Below are 26,574 nucleotides of genomic sequence, written 5' to 3' on the forward strand. Positions count from 1 at the left end.
GTCATCGGTGCTATCGCCCCCCTGCGGGCACGTGGATCGTCAGGGCGCCGTTCGGCTGCGTCGAGGCGAGCATCTGGTCGAGGACGCGGCCGAGGTCGACCGTGCGCAACGAGGCCGCCCCCGCTCGCGCCGCCGGGAGCAGGTTCACGCCGATCACATTGAGGTTGGCCGAATTCTCGTCGAGGAACTTCTGGAGTTCGGCGAACAATGGGCTCGCACCGTACTTGACGCCGTCGTAGAGCGGTCCACCGAGGACCACCGCATCACGCACCGAGGCGAGCAGCCCCTCGAATCCCACCCCGAAGCCGTTCATCAACGGTGTCGTCTGCCGCAGCAGATCGGGGATCGGTCCGGTCCGCATGATCAACGGCTGCAGGGTACTCAGCAGAGACACCATCGCATCGGACTGCTGGGTGAATTCGTCGGCGAACAAACGGCCGGCGCGGTTGAGACTGCCGATCACCTCCTGACCTTCGGGAAGTCCGGTGTTGAGCTCACCGAAAACCCGTTGTACCTCTTGCGGATCGACCTGGTTGAGGATGTCGGTCAATCGCTGTGAGAGTTCTTTGAAGGTGGTGGGCACGGTGACCTGCTGCGGATCGATCCGGGCATTGTTCTGCAGGTACGGACCCGCCGTGCTGTTCGGGAGCACCGCCACATAGGCCTCGCCGAGTGCCGAGAGATTGTCCACCCGGAACGCGCTGTTGGCAGGAATGTGGTCGGAATCGGGGTAATCCCAGGTGATCACGGCACCCGAAGTGGATTGACTGATGTCGGTGACGTGCCCGATCTCGATGCCCCGCAACAGTACTCGCGATCCCACCAGGAGACCGTTCGTGTCGGGCACGGTCATCGAGGCATGCCGGGCACCGGGCGAGGCGATGTGCAGACCCACGTTCAGGATGTAGGCGATCGACAATCCGGCCAACACCAGCATGGCCAGGACCGACACACGTGTCTTGGTGATCATCGGATCGCTCCCAACATGCGCAGCAGATTCTTTGCGTCCCCGATGAGTTGGCCACCATCGCCGCCGGACACCGAGGTCACGTTCACCGACGGATTCTGGGCGAAGGGCAGCAACGTGCTCTGCAGGAACTCGGTCAGTTCGGCGCCTGCATCGGGCGCCTCGTCCCACATACCGCGGCCGGCCATCGTGGTCGCGGCGACCGAACGCAGCATCGGGATCAGCCAGACACCACCGATGAAGATCGAACCGACCGACGGCAGGAGCGTACTGATGTGTGCCACCACCGATGTCGCCACGCGATCCCAATAGTGGGCGGCCTCCGGCCCGAACACCCCCGCGATCTGCGGTGCCACCCGCCCGAACATCAGCGACGTCTGGTTCATGCCGTCGATCAGGCGGTCGAGCTCATCGGTCTGACCGGCCAGGTTATCGAGGTCCTTGGCCACCGTCGTCGACATGCGGCGCACATCGGGAATCGAGGGCATCGTCTTGTTCAACGTGGCCATCGTGTCCTGCGCCTTCTGGATACTGCCGCCGTTGACGAAGTAGGCCAACACGGCGATCGTGTCCTCCAGCGTGGGCGGGGAGGTCGTCCGGGCCAGCGGCACCACTCCCCCGTCCTGCAGGTAGCCGCTGTTGTCGGGACCGGCGGCCGGTGGCGTCAACGCCAGGTAGGTGTCACCGAGCAAGGTGTTCTGCCGGATGATCGCCTTGGTGTCGGCGGGCACCCGGGTGGAGTCGCTGAGGCCGATTTTGACGTCGACACCGTTGGCCGATTCCGACGTGCTCTCGACGGTGCCGATCCGAATGCCGTTCATCATGACGTCGGCGCCCGCCGGGAGGTTCAGGACACTCGCGAACTGCAGGGTGACGTGGTAATCGGTGCTGACTCCGGCCCGCACCGACGGTAATCTGTTGGGGCTCAAGGACGAACATCCTGTCGCCGCGGCCATGATCGTCACCGCCAGCACGAGGGCGAACACGGTGGTGAGGTGTCGTCTGGTCATCACTGGCCCGCCTTGTCGAGCAGAAGTGTGAAGAGGTTCATCGTGGTCGTCCGTCCCGCGTCGCAACTGACCCGCAGTGCCGAGCACTGCGCAGCCGAAAGTGCCACTCCCGGAGCACGATACGGAACCGACAGTCCACCCGCTGACTCCTGTTGATTCAATGCAGCGGAGATGGAAGGCACCATCGCATACAACTTCTGCAGATCCGGTGCGCGTGCTGCCGCCAGCGCGATGAGGTCCTTGACCGGTCCTTGGACGATCGGCCAGATGATGGAGCCATAGTTGCGCTGGATGTCGTAGATCGTGGCCACGGTCCAACCGACACCCACGTCGAACTTGGAGACGTCACCGAACAGGGTCGTCCCCTTGGCCGCGACCGTCGGCATCTGGTTGAGGATCGACATGATGGACCCCCAGTCCTGCAGTGCATTCTGGGTCAGCGGAGCCATGTTGGCGATCGCCGAGCCGATGTTGGCGACGAAGTCGTCGGGGCTCCTCGCCGCGGCCGAAGCGTGTTCGAACATGCTGTTCGCGGTGTTGCCGGTTCCGGCGAGCGCCTTGTCGATGCCGTCGAGCGACCCTTGCAGATCCGGGCTTCCGTTGTCCGACAACGACTTGAGGAAGTCCGAGGCCGAGCCGGTGATCTCGGAGATGCTCTTGGGGGTGAAAGAGTTCTCCTTGGAGATGCAGTGTCCCGCCGTCAGCACCGGGCCGCTACGGTAGTTGCCGACCAGTTCCACGCTGCGATCGGCCAACAGTGACTTGGATCGGGTGACCGCCTGGACATTCGCCGGGTAGGAACGGCCACCGTCGAGCGAGAACGTCACCCGGACATGGTCGCCCTGCGCCTCGATCTTGGTGACCTTGCCGACCCGATATCCCATCTGGGTCACCGGGTTTCCGACGTACAGACCGATGGCATCGGGGAGATCGGCGCAGAAGCCGTCGCCACCCGCGGAACCGTCGGTGTCACCGGAGTTGGCCGAACCGACACCGACCGCGAGCACGGTGGCCGCGACCGCGATCACCGCGGCGATCGACAGGCCGACGAGCCCTCTTCGACGAGACATCATCAGCAGTCCTTCCCCGGTACCGGGATGCAGAGGTTGTTCAGATCGACCGTGCCGCCGCCGAGTTGACGCATCCCGTCGGGACCGATCCACTGCGCCAGCCGATCCCGCAGGCTGAGTAGACCGTCGATCGCCGGCCCCATCTGCTTCTGCCAGGCGAGGATCGCGTCGCGGATCGCATACACGTTCTGGCGCACCAGATCCGAGTGCTCGAGATAGAACTTCTCGAAGGGCATCAGCCGCGAGAGAATCGATCCGAGCAACTTGTAGGTGTAGTTGAAGCCCGCGGAGTTGTTGTTGTAGGTCGTCACCACCGTGTCGATCTTGTTGATCAGGTCGAACACGAACTCCCGATTGGCGTTGAAGGTCTGCAGATACTCCTGGGCCAGAGCGGCGATCTGATGGACCTGGGTGCGCTGCTGGTCGAAGACGGTGGTGATCGAGTTCATGCCGTCGACGATCGAGCGCAACGAGGTCGAGTTGCCTTGCAGGGCTTGGGCAACCTGGGCCAGGTTGGCATTCACGGTCGACGCTTTGACGTCGTCAGTGACCTTGGGTGCCTGCTGCAGGACATCACCGATCGAGTAGGGAACCGAGACCCGGCTCGTGGGAATCGTCGCGGCGGTCTCGGAGCGGCCGAGCGGGATCAGCGTGACCGCGTAACCGCCGACCGGGGTGAGCATGCGGACCTCGATCCGCGACAGGTCTCCAACCCACGTGTTCTTGTCGATGCGCGCATCGACGGTGACCGCGTCCTGCCCGATGCTGATCGAGGACACCTTTCCGACGCTGACGCCGGCGACGCGGACGTCGGCGCCGGTTTCGATCGCCGACGCGTCGGTGGTCTCGAACGAGATCGTCTTCTGGTCCGGTGGCCGGATGTAGATGATCCCGAGTACCCCGAGGACCACGATGGCCAGGACCACCACACCGATTCCGAGGAGTGCGTCGCTGGAACCGAACCGATTCAGCCACGAACCCCGACGTGCCGAACTCCGTTGTGTCACTTTGCGCACAGGACCACCTCGCTACCGCTGAGAAGCACTTGCACGTCGGAGGGCAGTTGCGCGCGCCCGTTGGTGCAATGGGTGTTGACCGCGCCGCGTGTCTGGGTGGTCTTGAGTCCCGCCAGGGTGTTCGGCATGAGCGTGAACGAATTCAGCGCGTCGGTCATCGTGTGGAAGACATGGGTCAGCAATACGTCGACATCGAGATCCGGGCTGACCCCGAGCGAGGCGAGGATCTGCTCGATGGGTTCGAGTAGCGCCGGACCGTAGGTCGCGGTCTTCGGGAACTCGCCGAGCACCTTCATCGCGTTGTCGATCGGCTTGTTCACCGCCTGCATGAAGGCCAGCACATACTGCGATCGTCCGCCCATCGAGTCGGAGATCCGACCCATGTTCTGGGCGAGGGTCGAGATGACCGCCTGCCGGTCCTTGGCGAAATCGGCGAGCTTCTGGGTGCTGTCGAGCATCGGTCCCAGTCCGGAGCCGTCACCCTGTAACAACGCGATCGCATTGGCACTGAACGCGTTGATCTGATCGCTGTTCATGGTCGCCAGCACCGGCTGCAGGCCGTTGAACAGTTGGGTGATGTCGAACGACGGAGTCGTCTTGTCGGCGGCGAGATGGGTCACCGGCTTTCCCGGTGTGTCGCCGGACTCGACGTCGACGTACCGCACACCGGTGAGGTTCTGGTACTTGATCGCGAGCTTGCTGGTGTCGGTCAGCTTGTGCTGGTCGTCCATCGTGAAGGACACGTGGACCACCGGCGGGCCGTCGGCGCTGCCCTGCTGTAGATCCACACCGGTGACCTTGCCGATCCGCATCCCTCGCGTGCGGACGTCTCCGTTGACATGCAATCCCGATGCGTCGGTGAAATCGGCTGTGTAGGTGTCGGTTCGGATGTTGTCGACCGGGTTGCGCATCGCATTGACGACCAGGATGAACAGGAGCACGGTGATCACCGCGACGGCGGCCACCTTGGCCCCCGTGATGAACATCCGCGTATTCGGTGACATTATCGGGTCCCTCCCTGCGTCACGGTGGTCATCCGGGCGAGCGGGCCGGCCATTGCCGGCATGCTGTCCAGGACGATGCGCAACTGCAGCGTCTTCTGCTGGTCGGTGCCGGTGAACGACGATTCCAGACCTGCCAACGCTGCCCGTGCCTTGGCCACCGTGGCGCCACCGCCGATCGCCGCGGGCAGCGGATCGGTCAGGTACTTGATGATGGTCACCAGCGGGGTCAGTTCGGTGCCGTGCGACGCCAAGAGCGCACCTGCCTTTCCGAACAGGTCGTTGGCAGCAACGGTCAGCGAATCGTCGGTCAGGTTGTGGAAGCCCTCGTTGACCCCGCGAGAACCGTCGGGCAGCTTGTTGTACGGGCTTTCGGTGATCGCGTAGAGCCCGATCATCGTCTGCTCGGTGAACCCCGGGAAGGAGTCGAGGACATTGTTCACGCGATTGATCAGGGTCGCCGGCAACTGCTGCTGGGTGCGCGCCACGTTGTCGGCGAAGATGACTCCCGTCTGGATCAGGGGTGCCAGGCCGTTGGCGTAGCGCATCACCTTGTCGAGACTGTCGATCATGTCGCGGGTCAGTGAGCCGTCCACCACGATCGACCCCCGCTCGAGCATCGTCGACATCGTGAAGTCCGGTGCGGTGGTGCGGTCGAGGGTCTCACCATCGGTGAGTGCCTTTCCGCCGCGTTGGGCGACCAGGTTGACCGCGGTGACCCCGAAGTAGTTCTCGGGACGGAAGTCGACACTGAGCGAATCGGTCAACGTCTGTGCCGCCGCATCGTTGAGGACCACCGCGAGATGTACCGAATCTGCGCTGGGCGCCACGATGTCGGTGACCTCACCCACCTCGGCTCCGCGTAGCAGGACCTTGGAACCCGACTTGATGCCGGGGCCCAGGGCGGGCACGACGAAATGGATGGTGGTGCCGCTGGGCGCCTTGGCCTTCGGGTAGACGATGGCCACCGCCGCGATCAACACGATGACCACGGCAAGCGAGCTGAGCCCGGCGATCACGAGGGTACGCATCTGACCACGGGTGCCACCGCGCAGGAAGTCTTGACTGGTGAATCCGGCCACGTCAACCCCTAAAAGGCAATGCGGGGTTGAGTCCCCAGATCACCACTGTCATACAGAAGTTCAGGACAACGATCGCGACCAGGCTGGCGCGGATGGCCCGGCCGGATGCCGCGCCCACGCCGGCCGGTCCGCCGCTCGCGAAATAGCCGTAGTAGCAATGGATCAGCGTGACCACCGCGCAGAAGATGAGAGCTTTGGCGATGGATGCGAGGAGATCCGGCAACGTCACGAATTGCGCGAAATAGTGGTCGTAGGTGCCCGACGGCTGACTGTGGAAGGTCTTGATGATGATGCCGCCGGTGATGAAACTGACCACGACTGCCATCAGGTAGCTCGGCAGGACGACGAGCATGCCGCCGATCAGACGGGTGCCCACCACGAACGGGATGGCCCGCAGCCCCATCACCTCGGTCGCGTCGATCTCCTCGGAGATCCGCATGGCGCCGATCTCGGCGGTCATTCGGCATCCGGCCTGGGCGGCGAAGCCGATTCCGGTGATGATCGGGGCGACCACGCGAATGTTGCCGAAGGAACCGATGATTCCGGTCAGCGCACCAAAGCCCAGGAGGTCGAACGCCATGAAGGCCTCGATCGCCACCACCGCGCCGACGGCGATTCCGAGGAAGAACATGAGACTGACGACGCCACCATCGACGATGATCGACCCACTGCCCCAGGCCATGTCGTTCATCGTCTTGAGGGTCTGCTTGCGGTAGTGGCGGATCGTGGTGGGCAGCAGCGCGAAGGTCTTGCCCACGAAGACCACGATCTGACCGAACTGGGCGATGGCGCCCAAGATCTTGTCGATGACGGTGCGGGATGCACGTACGGCGAAGTTGTCTCGCGTTGCGATTCTGTTGGCGGTCATCGGATCACGCCAACTGCGCCGGGAAGAACATGGTCTGCAGCTGGCTCACGACGAGATTGGTCATGAAGATGCAGAACACGCTGAGGACGACCGAGGCGTTGACCGCGTTGGCGACGCCCTTGGGCCCGCCTTTGGCCTCCAGCCCGCGCAGGCTGGCGATGATCACCACGATCACGGCGAACAGCAACGCCTTGACCACCGAGAAGATGAGGTCGACCGGCGTGGCGAAAGCACCGAACGACTGCCAGAAGCTGGCCGGCACCACGTCGTTGACGTTCGCCGAGATGGCCAGGCCGGCGGCGACGCCGGAGGCGACGATGATGATGCACAATGCCGGCGAGATGGCCACCATGGCGATGAACCGCGGGACAATCAGTCGCTGAACGGGATTGACGCCCATGACGCGCATCGCCTCGATCTCTTCGCGGATCGACCGCGCCCCGAGGTCGGAGGCGATGGCCGATGCCGCGGCACCACTCATCAGCAGCCCCGCCGCCATGGGTGCGCCCTGGCTGACGACGCCGAGGCCGCTGGCCGCACCGGCCAGGGAGTTCGCACCCACCTGGTCCATGACGCCACCGACCTGGACCGAGACCTCGGCTCCGATGGGTACAGCCATCAGTAGTGCCGGTAATGCGGTGACCTTGAACAGTTTCCACATCTGTTCGATGACCTCGCCCAGCGCGAGTCGCAAGGTGAGGGTGTCGGTGACGGAGAACCGGACGACCTCCATTGCGAGCCGGGCCGAACGGCCGATCGTGTTGATGCTGCGGACCATGCGGTCCACGATCGAATCGATGACCTTCCGGACTCCCGCGCCGACGGCCACTGCGGGCCGGCGTCTGTCGAGCGCGCTGACGCTCATCTCCACCTCTTTCACTTCAGGATTCACCGCGTGCGATCGGGACATGACCGCACGGGGACCGGGCTACCCGCCGACGGCGGGGTGATGTGGGGCTAACCCATGACGCGCCGCAGGATTCGCCTCATCCCCGGGCTGTAGGGCGGATAGGCGAATGACGGATCCGGTCGAGCCGGCTTGCGCAGCACCGCTTTGTGATGGCTGAACGTGTCGAAACCGAACTTTCCGTGGTATCGACCGAGCCCCGATTCTCCGACGCCACCGAACGGCAGCTCGGGAACAAGGAGCTGATAGAGAAGGTGATTGACGCCGACCGCGCCGGACGAGGTCTTACCGACGACGAGGTCCTCGGTGCGTCGAGAATTGGTGAAGAGGTAGAGCGCCAGAGGTTTCGGCCGCGCATTGATGAACTCGACCGCGTCGGCGACGCTGGGCACCGAGATCAGCGGGAGGATGGGGCCGAAGATCTCCTCGGTCATCAGCTCCGAGGTCGGGTCGGGATCGGTGATCAGCGCCGGCGTGATCGTCAGCCGATCGATGTCGGTGTCGCCGCCGTACTGTTCACCGCCGTGCGAGCCCAGCACCTCCGAGAGCCGATCGAATTGACGGCGGTTCACGATGTGGGTCGAGTCGTTGGCCGCGTGGGCGGGCAACTCGGCGAGGAGTCGTTCGACGAGAGCGGGCCGAACGGAGTCCTCGACGAGGACATAGTCGGGGGCGATGCAGGTCTGGCCCGCGTTGATCGACTTCGCCCAGGCGATGCGTCGCGCGGCGACCTCGATATCGGCATCCGCGGTCACGATGACCGGGCTCTTGCCACCGAGCTCGAGGGTCACCGGTGTGAGATGGCGTGCACTGGCCTCCATCACTGCCTTGCCCACAGTGGTGGACCCGGTGAAAAAGGTGTGATCAAACCGCAATTCAAGCAGCGCGCGGTTGATCTTGCCGTCACCCAGCACGACGCGCACCGCGTCCGGGTCGACGTACTTCGGCAACTTCTCGGCGATCATCCGCGCGGTGGCACCGGCGACGTCGGAGGGCTTGACCACGGCAGCATTGCCGGCCGCCAGGGCACTGACCAGTGGCTGAATCGTCAACAGCAGCGGGAAATTCCACGTTCCGAGGATGAGTACGACGCCCTTGGGTTCGGCGACGATGCGAGCCTTCCCTGGGGCGGTCGCGGCACTCACGCGCACCCGCGACGGCTTCATCCAGGTCGCCAACTTCGTGAGGGTGTGCCGGATCTCGTGGCGCACCGGGCCGATGTCGGCCATGAACGAGGCCATGGCCCCGCGGCCGAGATCGGCACTGATCGCGTCGGCGATCTCGTCCTCGCACTCGTCGATGAAGCGCAGCAAACCCTCGAGTTGCGCCACCCGCCACGAATACGAGCGGGTGCGGCCGGTGCCGAAGGCCGACCGCGCGCGGTCCACCTCGTCGGCCACATCGGCGGGACGGGTCGTCCCCCGCAACTCGGTAACGCTCATCTGATCTCACCCCAGACGGATCGAGCGGTGGGCCTCAACGGACGGCCACACCGGGTCGTGCTTTGTTTGGACAGCGCGAGCATACAATGTGTTCATACGTGACGTCAATCACTTGTCAATGGTGCTGTCGTGCACCCGACACTGCCGTCTCCCACCATGAGCGGGGCTGTGGCATTGTGATGTGGAACACGAAACGAACGACATGACGTTAACAGACACGAGACGTTTCGTGTCAAGTGTCATCAGCTAAGTTTTCACTCTGCTGCAGGTCCACCGCTTGTGAACACCTTGTCTGGACAGAAAGTTCTCGCTACTGTGCACAGGTGACCGATTGGGAGAAGATCCGCAGTTCGCAGGTAATCGAGGTCCATCGCAGAGGATCGGCGACGCGCGTGACACTGGCGCGACCGCAGGCTCTCAACGCCTTCGACACCTTGCTGCAGTCCGAACTCCGGAACACACTCGACGAGCTCACGGCCGATGATTCCGTGCGCTGCGTGGTCCTCACCGGGGCGGGCCGCGCCTTCTCCTCGGGAGCCGATCTGACGCTCGACGACCTCGGTCCGCAGACCCGGCTGGCTCCGCGTACCGAGGAGGAGCTGCGGATGCGCTACAACCCGACGATCCGTGCGATCCGCACCATGCCCAAGCCGGTGATCGCTGCGGTCAACGGCACCGCCGCAGGAGTGGGGTGTGCGCTCGCCCTTGCCTGTGATCACGTGGTGGCCGTCCGGTCGGCGAGCTTCGTCCTGGCCTTCTCCCGGGTGGGGCTGACGCTCGACGCGGGCACCTCGGCGTTGCTCGGTGCGCGTGTCGGATTCGGCCGTGCCACCCGGATGGCCATGTTGGCAGAGCCGGTGGACGCCGACACCGCGCTGTCGTGGGGGATGATCGACGCCGTGGTCGCCGACGACGCGCTTGCCGCTCGGGTCGATGAGGTCGCCGAGCATTTCGCCACCGGCCCCACCCGCTCCTACGCCGCCACCAAACGCAGCCTCAACGCCGCACTGCTCCCCCATCTCGACGAGGCCTTCGAAGCCGAGATCGCCGGGCAGACCGAGCTGGTCGACTCCACGGACTTCCGCACCGGGGTGGACGCCTTCATGAATCGGCGCACACCGCAATTCATTGGTCGCTGAACAGAATTCGGCGCGGACCCGCGCGTGGGGCGGGTGGCGTCAGCGGCGTCCGTAGACGGCTGCGTACAGGAATCGACCGACCATCTCGGTGACCGCAGCCAGATCGGCGAGGTGCTCCTCGCCGGCGAGGGCACCGGCCACGGCTCGTTCGATGGTCCAGAGGATGACCACCGCATACGCCGGCACGGGCGGCCCCGCAGGTGCGAGTCCGGCAGCACGATCGGAGTCGATGATCGACTCCAGGGTCGTTTCCATGGCGTTCATCGCCGCGAGATACTCCGCGCGCAGTTCCGGCAGACGCGGCCACGCGTGGACCGCGTTGCGGATCACCGGACCGGCGAAACCCTCCAGATTGAGCCACTCACCGACCTGGGCCAACAGCCTCTCCGGCTCGTCTCGATCGATGTCGGCCAGCCCGCGTAGGCCCGCCACGATGTCGGCCGCTGCCTCGCGGAACAACACCACGAAGGCGTCTTCCTTGCTACGGAAGTAGAAGTAGAACGATGCGCGCGAGATGCCGGACTTCTCCAGGATCTTGGCCACGCTGACATCGGCGAGGCTTTCCTCGACGAGGAGCTCGCGCATCGCCTGCAGAATCGCCGTCGCGGTTTCTCCCTCGACGACGGGTGCGGTGATCTCGGGCATCGGTGATCGTTCGAGATCGGTTGCTGCAGATGAACTCTTGTCGGATACAGCCTCGTGACGTCCACCGAAGATCGCCGCCTCGTTGACCGCACGCAGCGGTGCCACCACGTCGTCGACCGTGGCCAGCCGCGGATCGAGCCCCCGCGAGCTGACGTAGAACACGCGCTCGGCCGCACCGACGAGCATGGTGGCGATCATGTCCGGCGGCGAGCCCGCCGGAGCTTGGCCCGAATCCCGCTCGTAGACAACCTGTTCGGTGATCGCATCGACGAAGCGTGCATACATGCGCTGCCACGCCGCGGCCACTGCCGGTTCGCTGTGCATGTGCTCGATCACCGAGCAGATGACTGCGCCGTGCGCAGACCACATCTCGAGCGTGCTCTCCAGACTCGTGCCCATCCGCTGAGCGCGGGCCTTACCCGGAGTCGTGGACCACGGCGCGTCCTGGCCGTACGAATCGTCGAAGACCCGCCCGAGCAATGCCACGAGGACGTCGTACTTGTTGGCGAAATAGTGGTAGAAATTCGCCCGGGACAGTCCGGCCGCGCGCAGGATCTGCGCCACCGTGAGTTTCTGGAGCGACGTGTCACGCAGCAGTTCTTCCGTCGCGGCGAACACGGCCAGTTCGGCGGACGAGGTGCCGTCGAACTCGCGGGGTCGGCGCCGCACGAAAGAGCCCTGGGTCATGACCATGACTTTACATTATGTCCGGACACGTAGTATTGACGCTTCTGCGCCGGATTCTTCCGCCTTGGGCACTTCCCGGCGCCTACCGATTCCGCCGAGAAGCGCGGCGTCGAACTCGTCGGGGCATTCGAGCATCGGATAGTGCCCACAATCGAGTTCCACCAGCGTCGAGGCGAGGCGATCACGCACCCATCGCGCGCCGCGCACGGACAACGCCGGATCGGCAGTGCCGACGATCTGGGTCACCGGTACCGAGAGATCGTCGAGGACATGGGTCTGATCGGTGCACATCAGCGTCCGCATCGCCGCCTGCGCGGCCCAGGTCGGCGTCTGCAGCGACACGCGATGGAGCCAGTCGAGCGTCTGCGGATCGGGATCACCCTTGAACGGGTCGCCCACCGCGCTGCGCCGCAACGCAATTCGATCGGCATGCTCGGCGCCGAGGATTGCGGCGAGTGGCTTGTCGGCGGGCACGCCGAAGGCGAAGGCGTCGGTACGCGAGGCCGACACCCCATTGGATGCCACCATCACCAGCGCGTCGACGAGGTCGGGGTGGTCATGGGCCAGACGCAGCCCGACCATCCCGCCCAGCGACCAACCGACCACGACCGCATGGTCGACACCGAATGCGCCGAGCACGTCGACGGCGTCTGCGACGAGGCCGTCGATCTCATATCCCTGCAGTGGCGCATCGGAATCGCCGTGTCCGCGTTGGTCCATCGCCAGCGCCCGATAGCCGGCGGCGGCCACAGCACCGAGTTGTCGGTCCCACACCTCTCCGCTGAGACTCCACCCGTGGATGAACAGGACCGCCGGACCCTGCCCCACCTCGCGGACATTGATCCGTGTGCCGTCGCGGGTTTCCACGAGCCGCCCGCTCATGCCCGCGCCCCCGTCGGACCGACCGCACCGGGACCGTCGTGGAATGTCACGATGTCGCCGACCTCTTGCCGCTCGGTACGGTACGCGTTCACCGGGTCGTCGAGGTCGGGGTAGCCCAACGAGATACCCAGCAGCACCTGACGATTCTCCGGGTAACCGAAGTAGTCGCGCAGCACCGGCGCCTGGGTCGCCAGCGCCGCCTGCGGAATCGTGCCGATGCCGCGACTGTGCGCTGCGAGCAGGAAATTGTTGACGAAGAGACCACAGTCGACGGCCCCGTACGTTCCCAGCGCCCGCTCTGTCGTCACGACGGCGACATGGGGTGCGCCGAAGAAGTCGAAGTTGCGCAGGGTTTGTCGTGCCGATGCCGCGCGATCACCCTTGGCGATTCCCAGGCTCTCATAGAGCTGCCATCCACTGGTCCGCCGCCGATCCCGGTAGACCCCCTCATACGCGGTTGGGAACTCGATGTCCGGATTCTCCTGCGGGCCTTGCGAGATGGCCTCACGCAGCGCATCGCGCAGAGCGTCGGTGGCCGACCCGGTGGTGATGTCGATGTGCCAGGGCTGGGTATTGCACCACGACGGTGTGCGGCGGGCGATGTCGAGGACCCGGTCGAGCTCTTCGCGCGGAATCGGTTGCGGCAGAAAGGCACGACAGCTCCACCGGGTCGACAACAACCTGTCGAGCGCGTCGGTGGCCACCTCATCGGCGGATATGTCGGACGCGGCAGCGACGCCCACGGGGTCGGCGGTCATGACGGCACCTTCCTTCTGTCGGACCTCGTCGTCCGAGATCTCCCCACCGCACGCGGGAAACGGTGCGGGCGGCCACACTCTTCATACATGCGGCCATACAGTGAGTGTAGACATAGTGTTCACCACGGTCTACCCTGAGTTGTAACGGCCATCACAGGGAAACCGCCCATCACACCGCGATCCACAGGAGGCGACATGACCACCACTGAGCCGAAGCCCACTCGTGAGATGACCTTTCGAGGAGACCTCGATGTACCGCCAGGTCTGCCGAAGGGTATCGACCTGGGGCGAATCGCCAACAAGGACAAGGCGATCGCCATGTACGGACGCGAGATGGTCGAGACATTGACCGATCACGCGCTCCTCGCCGACGACTACGCCTACCAGGCGATGCTCGACTTCAAGGACAACAGCAACACCACCAGCTGGCGCACCTTCGACCGTGCCCTCGAAAACGGTATCGATTCCATCGACGACCCCACTCCGGGCCTGGTGGCGATCTTCGAGCAGCTCGATCGGGTACCGGAGTGGGTCGATTTCGACCAGCTCTATCGCGGGGCGGTGGCCTTCTGGCGTGCCGGCCCCATCGTGCCGCCCGTGCTGGCGTGGGGCGCGATCGCCGGTGGGTTCTCCATGTACAGCGCCACCCGGCCGGTTCTGTTCAGCGGACGTCTGCGGAAGATGGATCAGGTCGGCACCCGTCTCATCGAGAGTTTCCGATATGTGGTGGCCGCCTACACACCCGGCGGTATGCGCCGTTACGAGGAAGGCTTCCGACTGACCGCCAAGGTCCGGATGATCCATGCCGCGGTCCGCCACAGCCTCGGCAGCTCCGACGCGTGGGACTGGGCCAACTGGGGCATCCCGATCAACAACCTCGACGGCATGGTCACCCAGGCCGGCCAGTTCGGCGTGAAGTTCATCGACGCGGTCCAGAGTTCCGGAATCCGCTACAGCGACCGTGAACTCGAGGACATATTCGCACTGAGCCGCTACGTCGGATACGTCATCGGTGTCCCCGAGGAGATCTTGCACACCGACTACGAGGACGCGCGACACAAGACCGAGTTGCACACCCTGATCGAACTGCCGCCGGACGAGCTCTGCCGCGACGTCGTGCACTCGATCGTCGAGTACAGCGTGGAGAACCCGCCCGGGGACGTCGAGGTGTTGCCCGGCCCGGTCGCCAAGTTCATGACCAACGAGCGCCGCCTGAAACTCGCTTACGGACTTCTGCATTCGTGGATTCCGGCCGACGTCATGGAAGGTCTCGAAGCGGAGAAGACGCCGTGGCGCCACATCCTGCCGACCATCCGTCCCGCGGTCGCCCTCGCCAGCCGCGTCGGTCGACTCCTTCCGCACGACGACGAGCGCGCCGCGTTCACGATGCTGCGTCAGTTCAACGACGCGATCAAACTCCCCGACGGCTCCAACAAGGAGATGGCCGTGGCCAACCCCGACGAGGTGCACGCCGACATCGTCGCCAACAAGGGCGGTATGCCGACCGTGTCGCACGCGTGACCACTGCTGCGGCACCGCTCGACGGTGTGCGGGTGATCGAGCTCGCAGGTATCGGTCCGGGCCCGTTCGCGGGGATGTTGCTCGCCGACATGGGTGCCGAGGTCATCACCGTCGACCGTCCCGGCGGCAATCCGTGGGCGGTGGCCGGCCACGACATCCTGTTTCGCAGTCGACGCCACGTCGCCGTCGATCTGAAGAGACCCGAGGGCGCCGAGGTGGTTCGCCGGTTGTGCGTCGGGGCGGACGGACTGTTCGAGACGTTTCGTCCCGGCGTCGCCGAGCGCCTCGGGGTGGGTCCACAGGACTGCCTCGCCGTCAACAGCGACCTCGTGTACGGGCGGATGACCGGTTGGGGGCAGACCGGGCCGCTGGCGTCGACGCCGGGTCACGACATCAACTACATCGCCCTGACCGGCGCGCTACACGCCATCGGCAGGGCCGGCCAGGCGCCGGTCGCCCCATTGAATCTCGTGGGCGATTTCGGTGGTGGCGGAACGTTTCTCGCGCTCGGCATGCTTGCCGGTATCGTGTCCGCCCGGGCCGGCGGCGGAGGGCGCGTCGTCGATGCCGCCATGATCGACGGCGCCTCCGCGCTGATGTCGATGTTCCATTCCTATCGCGCCGAGGGCGACTACACCGAAGAGCGCGGAACCAACCTGCTCGACACCGGCTCGTTCTTCTACGACGTGTACCCGACACGCGACGGAAAGTGGGTCAGCATCGGGGCCATCGAGGACCAGTTCTGGATCGAACTGTGCGACGTCCTCGATCTTCCCGAGTCGATGCGCACCGGTCATCGTGACCCCGAGCGCTTCGACGAGTATCGCAAGGTACTGGCCGATCGGATCGCCGAACACAGCCGCGACGAGCTGGACCGCCTGTTCGCGGGCCGAAACACCTGTTACGCACCGGTTCTCGCCTTGTCAGAGACGGCGGATCATCCGCATCACATCGAGCGTGGGACATTCGTCTCGATCGACGGCGCCGTGCAACCCGCCCCGCCCCACGCTTCGACGGCGTCGCGCCGACGCAGCCCCGCAGTCGTCGTTCCCCCGGGGCGGATTCCGAAGATATCCTGGCCGATGTCGGCTTCAGCGATTCCGAGATCGGCCGGCTGTGCGACTCGGGCGTCGTGGCTTCCACGAACTGACCGTACCCACACGTAGGCCGTGGGCCCGACCGCTCTCGGTCGGGCCCACGGACTCGTTTCTGCGGGTTCACAATCCGAGTGAACGCCCGACGATCTCGCGCATGATCTCATTGGTGCCGCCGTAGATCCGCTGGACGCGCGCATCCCGCCAGCGGCGGGCAACCTCGTACTCCTCCATGTATCCGTATCCGCCATGCATCTGCAGACACGTGTCGAGTGCCTCGAATTCGAGTTCGGTGGTGAGGAACTTCGCCCCTGCCGCCTCCGCCGCGGTCAACTCCCCGGAGTTCTGCGCCTCGATACACCGGTCGACATGTGTGCGGGCCATGGCAACTCGCGTGTGTAGCTCGGCCAACCGGAAGCGATTGGCCTGGAAGCTGCCGATGGACTGCCCGAAGGCCTTGCGCTCGCCGGCATAGTCGACGGCCAGCCGGACGGCGTACTCGGCGCTGGCCACCGCCACCACCGCCATCGACAACCGCTCTTGAGCGAGATTGCCCATCAGGTAGTGCAGACCCTTCCCCGGCTCACCGAGGACGTCGGTGTCGGGGATGCGTACATCGGCGAAGAACAGTTCGGCGGTGTCCTGCGCCCGTCGTCCGATCTTGTCGAGTTTGCGTCCGCGGGTGAAACCCGGTGCGCCGTCGGGTACGACGAACAACCCGAATCCCCCACCGTCGGACTCACCGATACGCGCGGCCACGATGACGAGGTCGGCCTGAATCCCCCGTGTCACAAAGGTCTTGGACCCACTCAGGCGCCAACCGCCGGGCTCACGCACTGCTGTCGAGGTGATGGCACGCAGATCCGATCCGGTACCGGGTTCCGACATCGACACCGCGATCGCGGTGTCGCCGTTGACGATGCCGGGCAACCACCGCGCCTGCTGTTCGGCGGAGGCGATGTCGAGGAAGTAGGGCAAGACGATGTCGTTGGTCAGCGAGAAGCCATCGCCGACTGTTCCGGTGCGGACGACCTCTTCATCGAGGATCGCGTTGAACCGGAAGTCGCGCTGCCCGGCTCCCCCGAATTTCTCCGGCGCGGAGAAGCCGACGAACCCCTGGGCGGCGGCCAGCGACCAGAATTCGCGGTCGACGAGCCCCTGGGCCTCCCACTTCTCGGTGTGTGGCACAGCCTCTTTGGTCAGGAATGCCCGCACACTGTCGCGGAACTGGTCGTGTTCGGGCTCGAATATGGTGCGCTTCATGCGGTCAGTCCCATCGACTTGCCCACGATCTCCTTCATGATCTCACTCGTCCCGCCGTAGATACGCTGGACCCGCGCATCGACATAGGCACGTGCGATCGGGTACTCGGCCATGTAGCCGTATCCGCCGAACATCTGCAGGCATGCATCGACGACGCGTCCCTGCACCTCGGTCGCCGCGAGTTTCGCCATGGCGGCCCGATCCGCGCCGAGCTCAGCGGTGGCGTGATCCCGTAGGCATTCGTCGACGAACGCACGAACGACCTGGACCTGCACATGGGCATCGGCCAGGGTGAACCGCGAATTCTGGTTGGCGGCCAACGGCTTACCGAACGCGGTGCGCGTCATGATGTGATCGCGGGCCAATTCCACCGCCCGGTTGGCGGCGGCGGTGCTCGCCACCGCGATCGTCATCCGCTCCTGAGGCAGATTCGACACCAGCTGCCGGAACCCGCTGCCCGGCTCCCCGAGCACGTTGTCCACCGGCACCCGGACACTGGTGAACGACAGTTCCGCGGTGTCCTGGGCGTGCATCCCGATCTTGTCGAGATTGCGGCCTCGCTCGAATCCGGCCATCCCACGCTCGACGACCATCAACGACAGTCCGTTGTGCCGGTCGCCGGTCTCGGTGCGGGCGGCCACGATGACCACATCGGCGTTGATCCCGTTGGAGATGAATGTCTTCGAGCCGTTGAGGACGTAATGATCACCCTCGCGCACCGCGACCGCGGTGATGCCTGCGAGATCCGAGCCGGTACCCGGCTCGGTCATCGCGATGGCAGCGATCAGTTCACCGGAGGCCAGACCGGGCAGCCAACGCGCCCGCTGTTCGGGGGTGCAGTACCGCAGGAAATACGGAACGCAGATGTCGTTGTGCAGGTTGATACCGAACGACATCACCCCGGCGTCGGCGACCTCCTCGGCCATCACCGCGTTGAACCGGAAGTCGTCGACTCCTCCTCCGCCGTACTCCTCATCGATGGCCATTCCCAGGAATCCGTGAGATCCGGCCTCGGCGAACACTTCTCGGGGAAACAGCCCTTCGGCTTCCCATTTCGCATAGTCGGGTACCACCCGCGTGTCCAGGAATCGGCGGAAGCTGGCGCGGAAATCCTCGTGCTCTGTCTCGTAGACCCGGCGTACCGGGAATCGTGTGTCGTTCGTCATGAGTGAACCATACATCCTATCTATACAGTCTGTTCAGCGTGCGTGACGAGGCGTCTGAGTGCAGGCACATCCGGTCGATACCACCGGGTCAGTGGTATCGCCTCGACCTCGACGATCTCGACGCGCCCCGCCGCATCCGAGACCCCCTCGAGCACCAGCCGCGCTCTCCCGGAATCGAAGACCTCGCCGGCCTTGGTGGCGATGGCGGCCAGCACTTTTCGCCGCTCGGTGATCACCGCGACCGCTGCGACGCCGGGCACTCGTGCCGGCGCGTCCTCCACCTCGCGGGGCCGCAACGGCCCGGCCTGGGTGGTGATCGTGTCCGACGATCGTCCCGCGGGCCAGAAGTCACCCTCGGCGTCGACGGTGAAATCCTCACCGGTGTCGACCCAGGCGTCATGGGCATCGAAGACTCCGCGCATGGGCACGTCGTCGGCGTGCGGATGCCCGCGATCCACCTCGACGAGCAACCTGCCTCGGTCACCTCGCTTGGCCTTGCGCACGTATCCCTCACCATCACAGCGCAATTCACCGGTGTCGGGATCGATGGCTGCCAGCTCGACCCGCGCGGTGCCGGGCAGTGGCCGACCGATGGAGCCGATCTTGCGCCCGGAGACGTTCGCCAGGATCGCGTCGGTGCGCACCGGGACGAACATCTCGAGGATCTGTGCGGGCGCGAATCGCTCGAGCGCGTCGCGCCAGACCGTCGTCGGTATACCGGAACCGATGAACAGCCGCACCGGGTGATAGGCCTCGTCCGGACCGGGCGGTTGATCGAGCAACAGCCGGAGCATGCTCCAGGTGTACGGGACGACCGTTGCACCATAGTGCCGCACATCCGACCAGAAGGTCTGCGGATCAAAGGAATCGGTCAGCGCGACCCGCGCCCCGACGGCGACCGGCGCCGCCGTGGCCAACAGTAGTCCCGATGCGTGGTATAGCGCATTCGCCGAATACACCGTGTCGGACTCGGTGAGGGCGGCCGCCGAGGCGGCACCATACGCCGACAGCGCCCAGCGCCGGTTGGTCACCGGGATCGACCGGATTCCGTCGGGCCCGTCACCGAAGAGCACGAAGCCCAGGTCCCGACCACGTCCCGGATTCGGCCGATACCAGTCCGGGGTCCGCACGGCGGAGGTGTCGATGCTGTCGAGATCCTCTGCTGTACTCGACTTCTCGGCGGCGCTGGGCTTCTCGGCGGTGCCGGACTTCTCTGAGCTGCCGGAACCACCGATCACGTGTGTCCGCACACCGGCCTTGCGCGCCTCGTCGAGATGACTCGCGTCGACGAGCACGCGGCGCGCGCGCCCGATGCGCAGTTCGGCGGCGATGTCGCTGCCCGGTCGCAGGAGCACGGCCACCGCACCGATGCGACTCAGAGCTGCTGCGGTCCAGAGCAGCACGGCCCCCGAATCGACGAGCACCCCGACGTGCTCGCCACGGCGGACGCCGACCCACAACAGCCGCAGGACCAAGTCGTCGACCTCGCGTGCGACGTCGGCGCGGGTGTGGGCACGGCCGCGGTAGAGCAGGCAGACCGCGGTGGGGTCGCGGTCGTACGCCTCGGCGAGCAGCCCGCCGTAGGACACCGTCGTCGATCCTCGGACCCGTTCCAACCGCAACAATCTCGGCACCTGATTGACCGCTTCGGTGGTGACCTCGGCCAGTGCTCCGGTGGCGCGCCCCACCACATCTCGTGCCAGGCCGGGCGCCGCGAGCATGCCCTCGGTGCCCGCGTTGAGCAGTTGCCGTACCGTGCCGCCGCCCTCGGGTTCGCGTTCGACGAGGCCCACTTCCCGCGCGTCCGCCAGGTTTTCCGGCCGCTCGTTGCGGCCACCGATCCATCCCACCCACCGTGCGACGGTCGGCCAGGTCTCCCGATTGGCCCGTGATCCCACTCCGAGGCCGAAGTGCCCGGTGGGCATTGTGCATTCCCAGACCTGGGTGTGTGGCAAACCCTTGACGACGTCGCGGACCGCGCGCGGCGGCGCGAAGGCGTCGTACTGGCCGGTGAAGATCAGGACCGGGCAGGTGATGTCGGCCATGGTGACCGCGCGGCCGTCGAAGACCAGGCCGCCCCGCACGAACCGGTCGTTGGTCATCGACTCCATGACCTCGGCGATGGCGGGCCCCGGGAAGGCGATCCAGCCCTCGTTCGACAGGAAGCGGCGTTGACGCTCTCGTGGGAGCAACGCGTCACGGTCGCCGAGCGCCATCAGGTACTGCAGGCGTTGCTTGGCCGTGGCGATCGGAGAGGTCCAGCTGAACAGATTCGCCGATGCCCAGCCGGGCAGTCCGGTGCGCGAGAGCACCCCGATGCCGAGTGTGCTGATCGCCGAGAAGATCTCCTCGGGGAGGTCGAGCCCCGGGAGTGAGAGCGGCTCCATCGGGCTACCGAGCGCGAAGATACTCGCGATCGATTCGGTGCGGCGCAACGCCGCTGCCTGATAGCAGAACAGTCCGCCCTGGGAGTATCCGCCGATGTGCACGTCACGTCCGGTGGTCCGACGTACGGCGTCGATGGCGTCGGACACCGCAAGGACATGGTCGGTGACGTTGCGCTGCAATCCGTTCGGCTCCGCGGCCGGGTCGCCGAAGTCGACGACCCACGGGTCCATCCCGGAATTGTGCAGGTGCGCAACGGCACTGGTGGACGGTGACACATCCCATACATCGGCACTGAGCATCAGCGGCGGAACGAGCAGTACCGGATCACGGTCGGGCGACGTGCGGGTCTCGGCGGTGAAATAGCGCCGCAACGTCACCAGCGGTGTGCGCAGCATGACGTCGTAGGGCGAAGGCTCCTCGCCGGTGTCGAGGCCGCCGAAACGCAGGTACTCCACCACGTTGGCGACCGTGTGGACGGCCTGCGAGATGCGGCTGCCGAGACCCTCGTCCGTCGTGTCGGTGCTCGCCGTGTCGTTCTTCGCCGTGTCGTTCTTAGCCGTGTCCTTCTTCGCCGTGTCCTTCTTCGCCGCGTTGTTGTTCGTCACATCGTTGTTCGTCACCGTCGGTTGCCCTTTCGATCCATCGGTTGCGAGCCAGGAGCAGCGAGGTCGGACGCTGCTGCGACCTCGGCGAGAATGTCGGCGACGCGTTCCGGCGCGTCGATCTGGGGTAGGTGGCCGGCACCGGGAATCATCACCAGCCGGGTACCGGGGACGGCCTCGATGAAGGCGTCCGCGCCACGGACGTCGCACACCGGGTCGGCCGACCCCCAGACGAGCGTGATCGGCCGCCGGAAATCGTCGACCGACCACACTCCCTGCTGTATCTCGGCCATGAGTCGCCGGCCCAATACGCCGACCCGACGGAACTCCGCCATGCCGCGAAAATGTGAGCCGAAGCGCCACGCATTGCGCGCACCGTGCGCGAGCCGGACACGGTAGTAGACGGCGATCGCCCCCTGGACGGCCACCGCGGGATAGGGAACCCGATAGGCGACCCGAAGCATCGGCAGCAGATGGTCGATGGCGTCACTGGCGTGGTGCAGCGCGGGCCGGAACCCGAGCCCGGCGGGCGCGAGCGCCACCGCGGCGGCGACGTCGTCGCGCGCCGTGGCCGCGCGCACCGCGACGGTGGCGCCCATCGAGTTGCCGACGACGATCGCCGGTGGGTCGTCGGGACCGCGCAGGGCGGCGAGCACCGCGGCGACGAAGTCGTCGTAGATTTCCAGCAGACGCCCGTCCCGGGAGATCCCCGAGGCCCGACCGAATCCCGGGAGGTCCACCGCGGCCGCACGGATTCCGCGAGAGCCCAGTACTTCCAACAGATCTCGCCAGGTGTCGGCACTGTCGGCGAAGCCGTGCAACAACAGCAACAGCGGTCCGTCGCCGTCGGACTCCAACACCCTCGTGCGATGCGGACCGACGACGAGCCGACGCTCGCGCACCGCGGTACGTCGTCGGGAAAGCATGGTTGCCGGGCGGGTCTGCCCCATGGGTTCTCCTCTTCACCGGTGGCATCCGTCCTCCGCACATTCGGAGTGGACTGTGATTGACACCACGTCTGAACAGATTGTATGGTCGCACGTATGGTGCAGTCCAGACCCCAATCGAAGAAACTCCGCTCCGGACATCAGCCGTCGGGCGCATTCACCCCGACGCCCGATTTCACCGACGCGGAACTGACCGATGCCCTCGCCGAGGCGAATCTGCCGATCCTGCTCGGCTCGCTCGCCCTTCTCACCGGCGACGACCGCTGGATCTCGGAGCCGTATCTCCCCACCGCCCCGAGGGACCTCGGCGATCACGATTCGGGCGGGTTCGACGACGAGTTTGCAGCGCGGATACGCACGGAAGCGGCCGAGGTGCTCATCGCCTGGCGGGACGGAACGTTGCAACCGCCGGCCGATCTGCCGGAACCCGAGCGACTTTCGGCCGCGCTGTCGGTGATGCTGCACGATTCGATCCCCGCGGATTACGGTCGTCTGCTCGGTGAGGAGATGGGAATCTATGCCCGTCACAGCGAACCGCAGTCGACGCCTCGGTCGGGCTTCCGGGTCCTGATCATCGGCGCCGGCATCTCGGGGTTGGCGATGGCAGTGCGTCTGGCGCAGGCCGGTATCGCCTACACCGTCGTCGACAAGAACCCCGACGTCGGCGGCACGTGGCACGAGAACTTCTATCCGGGGTGCGGGGTCGACACCCCGAGCTACCTCTATGCCCTGTCGTTCGATCCCAAGCCGGACTGGTCGAGCTACTTCGCACCGCAGAGCGAGCTCGCCGACTACTGGCGCACCCTGGCGCAGCGTCACGGCGTCCTGGCCAACACCCGGCTGAGCACGCTCGTCCACGAGGCGCAGTTCGACGAGGCCACCTCGAAGTGGGAGGTCAGCATCGGACCGGCCGACGGCGATGAGGCGACGGAGACACTCGTCGCCGACGTCGTCATCAGCGCCGTCGGGCTCCTCAACCAGCCGAGCATCCCCGATCTACCCGGACTCTCCGATTTCGGTGGTCCGACCCTGCACACCGCCCGTTGGGATCGCTCGGTCGATCTCGCGGGCAAGCGGGTCGCCGTCATCGGAACCGGCGCCAGCGCAATGCAATTCGTGCCCGCAAGCGCGGAGGTGGCGCAGGAGGTCCGCGTCTTCCAACGGACCGCGCAGTGGGCGATTCCGCATCCTCTCAAGGGTGCCGAGGTGTCGGCCGCCGTGCACTTCCTCAACGAGCACGTGCCCTACTACCTGGCCTGGTACCGCGCCCGGCTGTTCTGGCGCATGGGTGACAAGGTGTGGGGTCTGCTGCAGGTGGATCCCGAGTTCCCGCATCTCGGTCGGGCCATCAACAAGGGCAACGACCGGCTTCGCGCGCAACTCACCGCCTACATCGAGCACGAGCTCGCCGAACACCCGGACGTGCTGGCCCGCAGCGTGCCCGACTATCCGCCGTACGGAAAACGCCTGCTGATCGATGCCGGCTGGTTCCGATCACTGACCCGCGACAACGTCGTACTCGTCACGGACGGCATCGAGAAGATCACCGAGACCGGCGTCCGAACGGTCGACGGCACCGATCACGAGACCGACATCCTGGTGCTGGCAACAGGTTTCAAGGCGGTCGACGTCCTCGCCTCCCTCACCGTACGAGGCCGCGGCGGGCACACCCTCCGGGAGGTGTGGGGCGAGGGCGACGGCCGCGCCTTCCTGGGCATCTCGGTTCCCGGTTTCCCCAACTTCTTCTGCCTGTACGGCCCGAACACCAACACCGGGCACGGCGGCACCGTGATCGCGGGCACCGAGATGCAGGTACAACACGTCACCGCGTTGATCAGCTCGATGATCGACGACGACCTCGCCACCATCGAGGTGCGCCAGGAGTCCCACGACTCGTACAACGAGGAGCTCGACGACGCACTCGCGCACACGGTGTGGGATTTCGGCGGTACCACCACCTATTACCGCAATGCCCGCGGGCGGATCGTGACGAACAGCCCGTGGCGCTACGTCGATTACTGGGATCGCGTCCACGAACCGGAGCCATCGGATTTCGTCGTCACCCCCCGCAACGGATCGGCGGCAAAGCATGCCACCGAATCGGCAACGGTCACCTCGTCCCAATAGGGAATACCCCGGTAGGGCATGCCCCACCCCACCCACACATCTCGATCCCACCGAAGATCCATCGCCACCACGAGCAGCGAGGTCACGTCCCCATGTCCCAGAGCACCGACACCCGTACTCCGCAAGCCGCACCCGGAGTTGGCGCCACCACGATCCCGGCGGCATTCCAAGCCACCGTCGTCGACCGCGGCGACCGGCTCGCACTGCACGACTTCGGCACCGAGAAGTCGTTGTCGTGGAACGACTATGCGAGGATCGTGGCGGAGGTGGCCGGCGGGTTGGCCGATCTCGGCATCGGGCGGGGCGACACCGTGGCGATCATGCTGCCCAACTGTCCGGAGTTCCACATCATCGACATGGCGACCCTGCATCTGGGCGCGACGCCGTTCTCGATCTACCTGACCTCGGCGCCCGAGCAGATCAGTTATCTGTTCGACAACGCCGAGAACACGGTGCTGGTGACCGAATCCCGCTTCCTCCCCGCGATCGGAGCGGCGGCCGCTCCGCGGCTGGCGCATGTGGTCGTCGTCGATTCCGTCGACGGCAACGATGCGGTGGGCGCGGCCCGGGTGAGCACCCTTGACGAGCTCCGCAGCCGCCGGCCGGACGGATTCGATTTCGAATCAACGTGGGGCGCAGTCCGGTCCGACGATGTCGCCACGCTCATCTACACCTCGGGGACGACCGGCGACCCCAAGGGCGTGGAGCTCACGCACGCCAATCTCATGTTCGTCATGCATACTTGTAATCTGCGTTTCCCCTTCGCCGTCGAGGGTGCAGCGATCTCCTACCTGCCGACCGCACACGCAGCAGACCGGGTGTTCTCGCACTACCTGGCAACGGCCACCGGATGGCCGATCACCACGGTCGCGAACGCGTCGTCGGTGTTCGCCGCGGTCGCCGAGACCCATCCGTCGTGGTTTCTCGGTGTCCCGCGGATCTGGGAGAAGCTGCGCGCCTCGCTCCTCGCGAAATTCGATGCCCTGCCCGATGGTTCACGCGAGACCACCCTCGCCGCGGTGGACGCCGCCATCGAGAAAGTACGGATCGAGCAGCGGCAGGAGGAGGTGCCGGGTGATCTCGCCGACCGGGTTGCCGAGGCCGATGCCATGATCCTCGCACCGTTGCGGACCCAGCTGGGTTTCGATCGTGTCGCGCTCCTCATGACCGGTGCTGCGCCGATTGCGCCCGCGGTGCACGAATTCTTTCTCGCACTCGGTCTTCCGCTCCAAGAGGGCTTCGGCATGTCGGAGACCGGCGCTCTGGGCTTCACCAACCTGCCCACCGACATCCGGATCGGGAAAGTCGGTATCGCGCAGCCGGGGACCGAGGCGAAACTCGCCGACGACGGCGAACTGTTGCTCCGCGGACCCCATGTCATGAAGGGCTACCGCAAGACTCCCGAGAAGACCGCCGAGGCCATCGACTCGCACGGCTGGCTGCACACCGGCGACATCGCCGTCATCGATGACGACGGATGGGTGAGCATCGTCGACCGCAAGAAGGAACTCATCATCAACGCGGCGGGAAAGAACATGTCGCCGGCCAACATTGAGGGGACCCTGAAGAGTGCGTCCCCGCTGATCGGGCAGGCCTGTGTCATCGGTGACCGCCGCCCCTACAACGTGGCGCTTCTGGTGCTCGACCCCGATTCGGCGCGGACCTTCGCCACCCAGTGTGGCCGTGCCGATGCCGCATTGTCGGACCTGGTCGACGATCCGGAGCTCAAGCAGCTCATCGCCGAGGCCGTGGAGCAGGCGAACGCGCGACTCTCGCGTGTCGAACAGATCAAGGCCTACCGTCTTCTCGACGCCGAGTGGTTGCCCGATTCCGAGGAACTCACCCCGACGATGAAGCTCAAACGACGCGGTGTCGCAAGCAAGTACGAGGGACTGATCGAGGAAATCTACGAGCAGTCGGCTCGCTGAACGCAGGACCCGCTCTGCCACAGACTCATTGACGGCCACTGTGACACGCGGGCTTGACAGAAAA

The 26,574-nt window shown here is 65.6% G+C and carries 20 protein-coding genes and 1 pseudogene; 5 read left to right on the forward strand and 16 right to left on the reverse strand.

What is annotated here, in order from left to right:
- Window positions 1–10: 10 nt before the first annotated feature.
- From GOPIP_RS26935 to GOPIP_RS26975, 9 genes are all read right to left on the reverse strand, one after another.
- Window positions 11–970, reverse strand: coding sequence for an MlaD family protein (locus tag GOPIP_RS26935; protein ID WP_006373059.1), 960 nt, complete (start codon window positions 968–970; stop codon window positions 11–13).
- Window positions 967–1,977, reverse strand: a complete 1,011-nt coding sequence (locus GOPIP_RS26940) for an MlaD family protein (protein ID WP_006373060.1) — start codon at window positions 1,975–1,977, stop codon at window positions 967–969. Before GOPIP_RS26940 ends, GOPIP_RS26935 begins: the two co-directional genes overlap by 4 nt.
- Entirely contained in the window at window positions 1,977–3,050 is a 1,074-nt protein-coding gene (locus GOPIP_RS26945) for an MlaD family protein (protein WP_006373061.1), read from the reverse strand. The genes GOPIP_RS26940 and GOPIP_RS26945 overlap by 1 nt, the downstream gene beginning before the upstream one ends.
- The gene (locus GOPIP_RS26950; RefSeq protein ID WP_006373062.1) at window positions 3,050–4,063 is read right to left on the reverse strand and encodes an MlaD family protein; all 1,014 of its coding nucleotides are present in this window, start codon (window positions 4,061–4,063) and stop codon (window positions 3,050–3,052) included. The genes GOPIP_RS26945 and GOPIP_RS26950 overlap by 1 nt, the downstream gene beginning before the upstream one ends.
- Entirely contained in the window at window positions 4,051–5,049 is a 999-nt protein-coding gene (locus GOPIP_RS26955; protein WP_035728916.1) for an MlaD family protein, read from the reverse strand. The genes GOPIP_RS26950 and GOPIP_RS26955 overlap by 13 nt, the downstream gene beginning before the upstream one ends.
- A 17-nt stretch (window positions 5,050–5,066) precedes the next feature.
- Window positions 5,067–6,146, reverse strand: coding sequence for an MlaD family protein (locus tag GOPIP_RS26960; RefSeq protein ID WP_006373064.1), 1,080 nt, complete (start codon window positions 6,144–6,146; stop codon window positions 5,067–5,069).
- A 1-nt stretch (window position 6,147) separates the two neighbouring features.
- Entirely contained in the window at window positions 6,148–7,014 is an 867-nt protein-coding gene (locus GOPIP_RS26965) for an MlaE family ABC transporter permease (RefSeq protein ID WP_006373065.1), read from the reverse strand.
- A 4-nt stretch (window positions 7,015–7,018) separates the two neighbouring features.
- Entirely contained in the window at window positions 7,019–7,879 is an 861-nt protein-coding gene (locus tag GOPIP_RS26970) for an ABC transporter permease (RefSeq protein WP_006373066.1), read from the reverse strand.
- Window positions 7,880–7,971: 92 nt separating this feature from the next.
- The gene (locus tag GOPIP_RS26975; RefSeq protein ID WP_006373067.1) at window positions 7,972–9,363 is read right to left on the reverse strand and encodes an aldehyde dehydrogenase family protein; all 1,392 of its coding nucleotides are present in this window, start codon (window positions 9,361–9,363) and stop codon (window positions 7,972–7,974) included.
- Window positions 9,364–9,686: 323 nt separating this feature from the next.
- Here GOPIP_RS26975 and GOPIP_RS26980 point away from each other — a divergent pair, with 323 nt between their 5' ends.
- Entirely contained in the window at window positions 9,687–10,502 is an 816-nt protein-coding gene (locus GOPIP_RS26980) for an enoyl-CoA hydratase-related protein (protein ID WP_035728917.1), read from the forward strand.
- 39 nt (window positions 10,503–10,541) lie between these two features.
- Here GOPIP_RS26980 and GOPIP_RS26985 read toward each other — a convergent pair whose 3' ends face one another.
- Genes GOPIP_RS26985 through GOPIP_RS26995 form a run of 3 tightly spaced genes read right to left on the reverse strand, consistent with a single transcriptional unit; the run spans window position 10,542 to window position 13,474 of the window.
- Entirely contained in the window at window positions 10,542–11,840 is a 1,299-nt protein-coding gene (locus GOPIP_RS26985) for a TetR/AcrR family transcriptional regulator (protein ID WP_006373069.1), read from the reverse strand.
- A gap of 9 nt (window positions 11,841–11,849) precedes the next feature.
- The gene (locus GOPIP_RS26990; RefSeq protein ID WP_006373070.1) at window positions 11,850–12,716 is read right to left on the reverse strand and encodes an alpha/beta fold hydrolase; all 867 of its coding nucleotides are present in this window, start codon (window positions 12,714–12,716) and stop codon (window positions 11,850–11,852) included.
- A complete protein-coding gene (locus tag GOPIP_RS26995) occupies window positions 12,713–13,474 on the reverse strand; it encodes a nitroreductase (RefSeq protein ID WP_006373071.1) in 762 nt (253 codons plus the stop codon). Before GOPIP_RS26995 ends, GOPIP_RS26990 begins: the two co-directional genes overlap by 4 nt.
- A gap of 195 nt (window positions 13,475–13,669) precedes the next feature.
- On the opposite strand from GOPIP_RS26995, the gene GOPIP_RS27000 reads away from it, so the two are divergent.
- Both GOPIP_RS27000 and GOPIP_RS27005 read left to right on the forward strand, forming a co-directional pair.
- Window positions 13,670–14,995: an oxygenase MpaB family protein gene (locus GOPIP_RS27000; RefSeq protein WP_006373072.1), complete on the forward strand. Its 1,326-nt coding sequence runs from the start codon at window positions 13,670–13,672 to the stop codon at window positions 14,993–14,995.
- Window positions 14,992–16,145 (forward strand): annotated as a pseudogene (locus GOPIP_RS27005) (CaiB/BaiF CoA transferase family protein). Before GOPIP_RS27000 ends, GOPIP_RS27005 begins: the two are co-directional and overlap by 4 nt.
- Window positions 16,146–16,212: 67 nt before the next feature.
- Here the strand turns inward: GOPIP_RS27005 and GOPIP_RS27010 are convergent.
- Genes GOPIP_RS27010 through GOPIP_RS27025 form a run of 4 tightly spaced genes read right to left on the reverse strand, consistent with a single transcriptional unit; the run spans window position 16,213 to window position 22,458 of the window.
- Complete coding sequence (locus tag GOPIP_RS27010) at window positions 16,213–17,352, reverse strand: acyl-CoA dehydrogenase family protein (RefSeq protein WP_006373074.1); 1,140 nt, start codon at window positions 17,350–17,352, stop codon at window positions 16,213–16,215.
- Window positions 17,349–18,533: an acyl-CoA dehydrogenase family protein gene (locus tag GOPIP_RS27015; RefSeq protein ID WP_006373075.1), complete on the reverse strand. Its 1,185-nt coding sequence runs from the start codon at window positions 18,531–18,533 to the stop codon at window positions 17,349–17,351. Before GOPIP_RS27015 ends, GOPIP_RS27010 begins: the two co-directional genes overlap by 4 nt.
- Before the next feature lie 5 nt (window positions 18,534–18,538).
- Window positions 18,539–21,526, reverse strand: coding sequence for an AMP-binding protein (locus GOPIP_RS27020; protein ID WP_244421236.1), 2,988 nt, complete (start codon window positions 21,524–21,526; stop codon window positions 18,539–18,541).
- The gene (locus GOPIP_RS27025; protein ID WP_006373077.1) at window positions 21,523–22,458 is read right to left on the reverse strand and encodes an alpha/beta fold hydrolase; all 936 of its coding nucleotides are present in this window, start codon (window positions 22,456–22,458) and stop codon (window positions 21,523–21,525) included. The genes GOPIP_RS27020 and GOPIP_RS27025 overlap by 4 nt, the downstream gene beginning before the upstream one ends.
- A gap of 81 nt (window positions 22,459–22,539) precedes the next feature.
- Between GOPIP_RS27025 and GOPIP_RS27030 the strand changes: the two genes are divergently transcribed.
- Together GOPIP_RS27030 and GOPIP_RS27035 are read left to right on the forward strand one after the other, a co-directional pair.
- A complete protein-coding gene (locus GOPIP_RS27030; RefSeq protein ID WP_006373078.1) occupies window positions 22,540–24,582 on the forward strand; it encodes a flavin-containing monooxygenase in 2,043 nt (680 codons plus the stop codon).
- Window positions 24,583–24,674: 92 nt separating this feature from the next.
- Window positions 24,675–26,510, forward strand: coding sequence for an AMP-dependent synthetase/ligase (locus GOPIP_RS27035; protein WP_006373079.1), 1,836 nt, complete (start codon window positions 24,675–24,677; stop codon window positions 26,508–26,510).
- Window positions 26,511–26,574 lie beyond the last annotated feature (64 nt).

Origin of the sequence: Gordonia polyisoprenivorans NBRC 16320 = JCM 10675, from assembly GCF_000241325.1 — a bacterium.
Lineage (GTDB): Bacteria > Actinomycetota > Actinomycetes > Mycobacteriales > Mycobacteriaceae > Gordonia > Gordonia polyisoprenivorans.

Coding starts and splice junctions, on each gene's coding strand:
- GOPIP_RS26935 (WP_006373059.1), bottom strand. CDS start 970: ATGATCACCAAGACACGTGTGTCGGTCCTGGCCATGCTGGTGTTGGCC.
- GOPIP_RS26940 (WP_006373060.1), bottom strand. CDS start 1,977: ATGACCAGACGACACCTCACCACCGTGTTCGCCCTCGTGCTGGCGGTG.
- GOPIP_RS26945 (WP_006373061.1), bottom strand. CDS start 3,050: ATGATGTCTCGTCGAAGAGGGCTCGTCGGCCTGTCGATCGCCGCGGTG.
- GOPIP_RS26955 (WP_035728916.1), bottom strand. CDS start 5,049: ATGTTCATCACGGGGGCCAAGGTGGCCGCCGTCGCGGTGATCACCGTG.
- GOPIP_RS26965 (WP_006373065.1), bottom strand. CDS start 7,014: ATGACCGCCAACAGAATCGCAACGCGAGACAACTTCGCCGTACGTGCA.
- GOPIP_RS26970 (WP_006373066.1), bottom strand. CDS start 7,879: ATGAGCGTCAGCGCGCTCGACAGACGCCGGCCCGCAGTGGCCGTCGGC.
- GOPIP_RS26975 (WP_006373067.1), bottom strand. CDS start 9,363: ATGAGCGTTACCGAGTTGCGGGGGACGACCCGTCCCGCCGATGTGGCC.
- GOPIP_RS26985 (WP_006373069.1), bottom strand. CDS start 11,840: ATGGTCATGACCCAGGGCTCTTTCGTGCGGCGCCGACCCCGCGAGTTC.
- GOPIP_RS26990 (WP_006373070.1), bottom strand. CDS start 12,716: ATGAGCGGGCGGCTCGTGGAAACCCGCGACGGCACACGGATCAATGTC.
- GOPIP_RS26995 (WP_006373071.1), bottom strand. CDS start 13,474: ATGACCGCCGACCCCGTGGGCGTCGCTGCCGCGTCCGACATATCCGCC.
- GOPIP_RS27000 (WP_006373072.1), top strand. CDS start 13,670: ATGACCACCACTGAGCCGAAGCCCACTCGTGAGATGACCTTTCGAGGA.
- GOPIP_RS27010 (WP_006373074.1), bottom strand. CDS start 17,352: ATGAAGCGCACCATATTCGAGCCCGAACACGACCAGTTCCGCGACAGT.
- GOPIP_RS27015 (WP_006373075.1), bottom strand. CDS start 18,533: ATGTATGGTTCACTCATGACGAACGACACACGATTCCCGGTACGCCGG.
- GOPIP_RS27025 (WP_006373077.1), bottom strand. CDS start 22,458: ATGGGGCAGACCCGCCCGGCAACCATGCTTTCCCGACGACGTACCGCG.
- GOPIP_RS27030 (WP_006373078.1), top strand. CDS start 22,540: ATGGTCGCACGTATGGTGCAGTCCAGACCCCAATCGAAGAAACTCCGC.
- GOPIP_RS27035 (WP_006373079.1), top strand. CDS start 24,675: ATGTCCCAGAGCACCGACACCCGTACTCCGCAAGCCGCACCCGGAGTT.